The following is a 4,382-nucleotide window of genomic DNA, read 5'->3' on the forward strand; positions in this document are numbered from 1 at the left end:
CTACCGCGGACCCGGCCAGACCGTCGGCTACCCGATCGTCGATCTGCACGCGCTGCGACTCGGCGTCGCGCAGTACGTCCATGGCCTCGAGGAGGTGATGATCCGCGCGGCGAGCGCCTTCGGCGTCGAGGCAGGCCGGCGCGAAGGGATCGTGGGCGTCTTCGCGGACGCGGGGCGCGGGCCCAAGATCGGGGCGATCGGCGTGCGCGTGAGCCGCGGGATCGCGTTCCACGGGTTCGCCTTCAACGTCGCCCCGGACCTCGATCACTACCGCTTCATCATTCCGTGCGGCCTCACGGGCATCGGGGTGGCGTCGCTCGCCTCGATCCTCGGCGAGGCGCCGCCGATCCCCGCCGCGTGCGAGGCGCTGATCGCCGCGTTCGCGGAGGTGTTCGGCGTCGGCGTGATCCGATGACCTCCCGCCGCAGCGCGCTCGTGCTCCTCGCCGCCGCGACGTGCCTCTGCGGGCGGGCGACACCCGCCCTCGCGGCCGTCCCGGATCCCGCGCCCGTGCGGACCGCGATCGCGATCGGTGCGGCGCTCTCCGACGACGGGGACGTCGTCTCCGGAAAGGTGCGGATCCGGGTGGTGAACGACACCGGCGAGCCGCTCTCCTCGATCCCTCTGTGGCTGTACGCCAACCGATTCGCGGATCCCGAGGCGCAGGTGACGGATCGCACCTCTCACTGGCTCTACCCGAAGGGCGTCAGCGCGGGCGGGACCGCGATCTCGTCGCCGGCCTGGAACGGGGTGCCGCTCTCAGCCTCCGCCATCCGCTTCGAGCCGACCCCTGCCGCGATCCGCCCCGAGGGCACCGAGCGCGTCCTCGTGCGCGTCATCCTGCCCGAGCCGCTCGCGAAGGGCGCCGAGGGAGAGCTCGCCGTCGCCTTCCGCACGCGAATCCCGGAGCGCCGCGGGCGGTTCGGGCGGTACCGCGGCACGGTGTCGCTCGGCGGCGACTTCTTTCCGCGCCCGCTCCCGGATCTGACCGGTCGCGATCCCTCGCTGCCGCCGCGGCTCGCGGCGTTCTCGGCGCGCCTCTCGATCCCGGGCGGATCGGGCGCTGTGATAGGCGACCAGGTGTTCCCGATCGCAAACGGGCGCCGGACGCTCGAGACCCTCGACCTCCGTGCGGAGTCGTTGCCGATCGTCGTCATGGAGCGGATGGAGATCTCGACCGCGAAGATGCCGTTCGGCGAGGCGGTCTACGTGAGCGCGCGGACGCGCCCTGGCACCTACGCGTGGAGCGACACGCGGACCCCGGAGAATCGCGTCCCGGCCTCCGCCATCCCGGATCTCGGCCGCGTCGACTTCGCAGACCGCGCCTTCGTTGTGCTCGCGAGCTGCGCCGCCGAGCTCCGCGGGATCGCGCCCGAGGCGAGGCTCCCGGCGCGGCTCGTCCTCGTCGAAATCCCGGCGTTCGACAGGCTGGCGCAGTGGAGCCCGGGCCAGCTGCTCGTCTCGGATCGCCTGTTCGGGCTGATCCCGTTCGAGCGCGCGCTCGCGTTCCACGACGCGGCGCTGGCCCAGGAGCTCGGGGCCGCGCTCGCGGCCGAGCTGTCCGCGGGCGAGCCGCCCGAGCTGCGCTTCCTCGCGGCCGAGGTGGTCGGCGCGCGGGTTCGCGAGCTGTACGTCGCGGCGGCCCACGGCAGGGCCGAGTCGCTCAAGGACGTCGTCGGGTTCGCCGCGTTCATCCCGTACGTCGACAACCTCCTGTACGCGCCGGAGGTGCCGTTCCGGGAGGCGTACGCGACCTCGCCCGAGGAGGAGGATCCCCTGCGGGACGCGCCGTGGCTCTTCGCGAACGATCTGCCCCGGGGCCGCCGCGTCCTCGCCAAGCTCGAGGATCTCCTCGGCGCCGACGCCGCGGCCGCGCTCGTCGCCGAATACGCCGAGAGCGACATCGGGTTCGGCGCCCTCCTGCGCGAGCGGCTCGGGGACCGCGCCGCGCGGTTCGAGGCGGACTGGCTCGGCGCCTATCCGAAGCTGAACTACAGGATCACGCGCGTGGCCGACGTCCCGCTCGGCGGCGGCCGCTTCCGCCACGAGGTGGCCGTGGCCCGCGACGGCGCCGAGGCCGTCGAGCCTTTGACCGTCCGGATGGAGGACGACGACGGCGCGCGGAGCGACGCGACATGGGACGGCGCGAACCCGGACACCCCGGCGGTCTGGGAGTCCTCGGCGCCGCTCGACGCCGTGCGGCTCGATCCCGAGGGCAGGCTCGTCGAGTCCGCGGAGCTCACGGACGAGCACCCGCTCGCCGACGACGCGCGGCCCCTTCCGTGGCGGCCGCCGCTGCTCACGCGGCTCCTCTTGTGGGGCGACACAGAGACGTTCGAGCCGAACGTCCAGATCGGGATCGCGTTGCGCCGCCTGTACGACGTGACCAACTCCATCCAGCTCTACGGCAGCTACGCGCCGCGCAGCTACGGCGGCTCGATCGGGTACTACCGGTACTTCGGCAGGAAGCGGACGCTGAACGCCCGCACCTGGTACGTCGGGCCGTCGATCGGCGCGGTGCGTGTCGAGGAGACCGAGACCGCCTCCACCGCCCTGCCGGACGAGTCGCGATTCGCGGCGACGATCGGGACGATCGGCGCGGTGCTCGGCCGCGACGATCGCTCCTACTTCCCGGATCCTCGTTCCGGGATGTCGTTCAACGCGTACCTCGGCTACGGGTTCGGCCGCGCCGACGGCGGCGACTACGTCCACGAGGGCAAGGCGCTGGCGCGCACGTTCTGGCTCCTCTCGCCGCGGCTCGGGCACGTGTTCGCGCTGTACGGCGGCGCCATGGCGATCGTCGGCCGCCCGCCGGCCGCGGAGCTGCCGTCCCTGTCGAACCGGCTCGTCCTGCGCGCGTTCGACATCGACGAGACGTACGGCCGGATCGGCCTGTACGCGGTCGCGGAGTACCGGCACGACCTCATCGAGTTCTCCGGGGGCCGCCTGCCGGCCGCGTCGACCTTCGAGCGGCTCCAGGGCGCGCTGTTCGTCGGCGGCGGGACGACGTCGTCGCCCGCGGGCTACGGCGGCATGTTCACCTCCGACAGGCTCTTCGCGGAGGTCGGGTACGGCCTCCGGCTGCACATGCTCGCCTTCGGCCTGAGCCAGTACCTGATCGCGCTCGACGTCGCCGTGCCGTTCTGGCCGGGGGATCGCACCTACGAGCTCGAGCAGGCCGACGGCGCGATCGAGGAATCCGCGCGCGCGCCGTTCAAGATCGTATTCGGGATCACCCAGACGTACTGAGGCGGAGCCGGAACGGAGGAGGGAACGATGAGCCAGAAACGCCCGCCGTCGCACATCGGGATCGTCGCGTGCAGCGCCGAGGGCGCCGCCCTCTGCTACCGCACGATCTGCGCCGAGGGCGCGGCGATCCTGGGCGACCACGCGCACCCCGAGATCTCCATGCACACGCACCCGCTCTCCGAGTACATGGACTGCATCGACCGCGACGACTGGCGCGGGGTCGCAGAGCTCATGCTGGCGTCGGCCCGGAAGCTCGCCGCCTGCGGCGCAGACTTTTTGCTCACGCCGGACAACACGATCCACCGGGCGTTCGACCTGATGGCTCGGCGTTCGCCGCTGCCGTGGTTGCACATCGCCGAGGAGGTCGCGGACGAGGCCGAGCGGCGCGGCTTCCGCCGCCTCGGCGTGCTCGGGACGAAATACACGATGGAAGGGCCGCTCTACCCGGGGGTGCTCGCGCGCCGCGGCATCGAGCAGCGCACGCCGGACGCCCCCGACCGCGAGGTCGTCCACAGCGTCATCATGGACGAGCTGACCTACGGCGTCGTGCGCCCCGAGAGCCTGAAGGCCTACCGCGCGATCATCGCGCGCCTCGCGGCCACGGGGTGCGACGCGGTCGTGCTCGGCTGCACGGAGATCCCGCTCCTCGTGACCGAGGAGGCGTCGCCGCTGCCGACGCTCGACTCCACCCGCCTCCTCGCCCGCGCCGCCCTGCGCCGCGCGTGCTCCCGCTAGGGCCGCACGCCGGCCGCCGCTTGTCCCGGCGTCAGTAGACGCACGCCCAGCCGTCGCAGGTGCATTGGCAGGTCTCGATCATCGACACGGCGCAGATGAGCCCGACGTGATCGCACGGCTCTTCGTCCACTGGCGCGAGATCCGCGCACAGGTCCGGATCCGGGGTCGGCGGGAGGCAGATGTACGCGTCGCCGGAGAGCTCGCACTCGACCTCGCCACAGCACGGATCGACCTCGCCCGGGGTGCACTCCTTGCACTCCGGCAGGCAGTCCGTGTCGGTGTCGGAATCCGTGTCGGTGTCGGTGTCCGTGTCGGTGTCCGTGTCGGTGTCCGTGTCGGTGTCGGTGTCGGTGTCGGTGTCGGTGTCGGTGTCGGTGTCGGAATCGGTGTCGGTCTCG

4 protein-coding genes are annotated in these 4,382 nt (G+C 72.4%); 3 read left to right on the plus strand and 1 reads right to left on the minus strand.

The annotated features are described in order from the left end of the window. The 3 genes from lipB to M0R80_31440 form a co-directional block, all read left to right on the plus strand. Positions 1-415: lipoyl(octanoyl) transferase LipB (lipB, locus tag M0R80_31430; protein MCK9464155.1), on the plus strand; the 415-nt coding region annotated here is incomplete at its 5' end. After that, positions 412-3,249 (plus strand): hypothetical protein, encoded by a 2,838-nt coding sequence (locus tag M0R80_31435; GenBank protein MCK9464156.1) that lies wholly within the window; start codon positions 412-414, stop codon positions 3,247-3,249. The genes lipB and M0R80_31435, both read left to right, overlap by 4 nt. A 27-nt stretch (positions 3,250-3,276) precedes the next feature. Continuing rightward, a complete protein-coding gene (locus M0R80_31440; GenBank protein MCK9464157.1) occupies positions 3,277-3,984 on the plus strand; it encodes an amino acid racemase in 708 nt (235 codons plus the stop codon). A 31-nt stretch (positions 3,985-4,015) separates the two neighbouring features. On the opposite strand, the gene M0R80_31445 is transcribed toward M0R80_31440, so the two are convergent. Then, positions 4,016-4,382 (minus strand): hypothetical protein (locus M0R80_31445; protein MCK9464158.1); only part of this gene is annotated, 367 nt, incomplete at its 5' end.

Source organism: Pseudomonadota bacterium, from assembly GCA_023229365.1.
GTDB lineage: Bacteria > Myxococcota_A > Polyangia > JAAYKL01 > JAAYKL01 > JALNZK01.

Coding starts and splice junctions, on each gene's coding strand:
- M0R80_31435 (MCK9464156.1), top strand. CDS start 412: ATGACCTCCCGCCGCAGCGCGCTCGTGCTCCTCGCCGCCGCGACGTGC.
- M0R80_31440 (MCK9464157.1), top strand. CDS start 3,277: ATGAGCCAGAAACGCCCGCCGTCGCACATCGGGATCGTCGCGTGCAGC.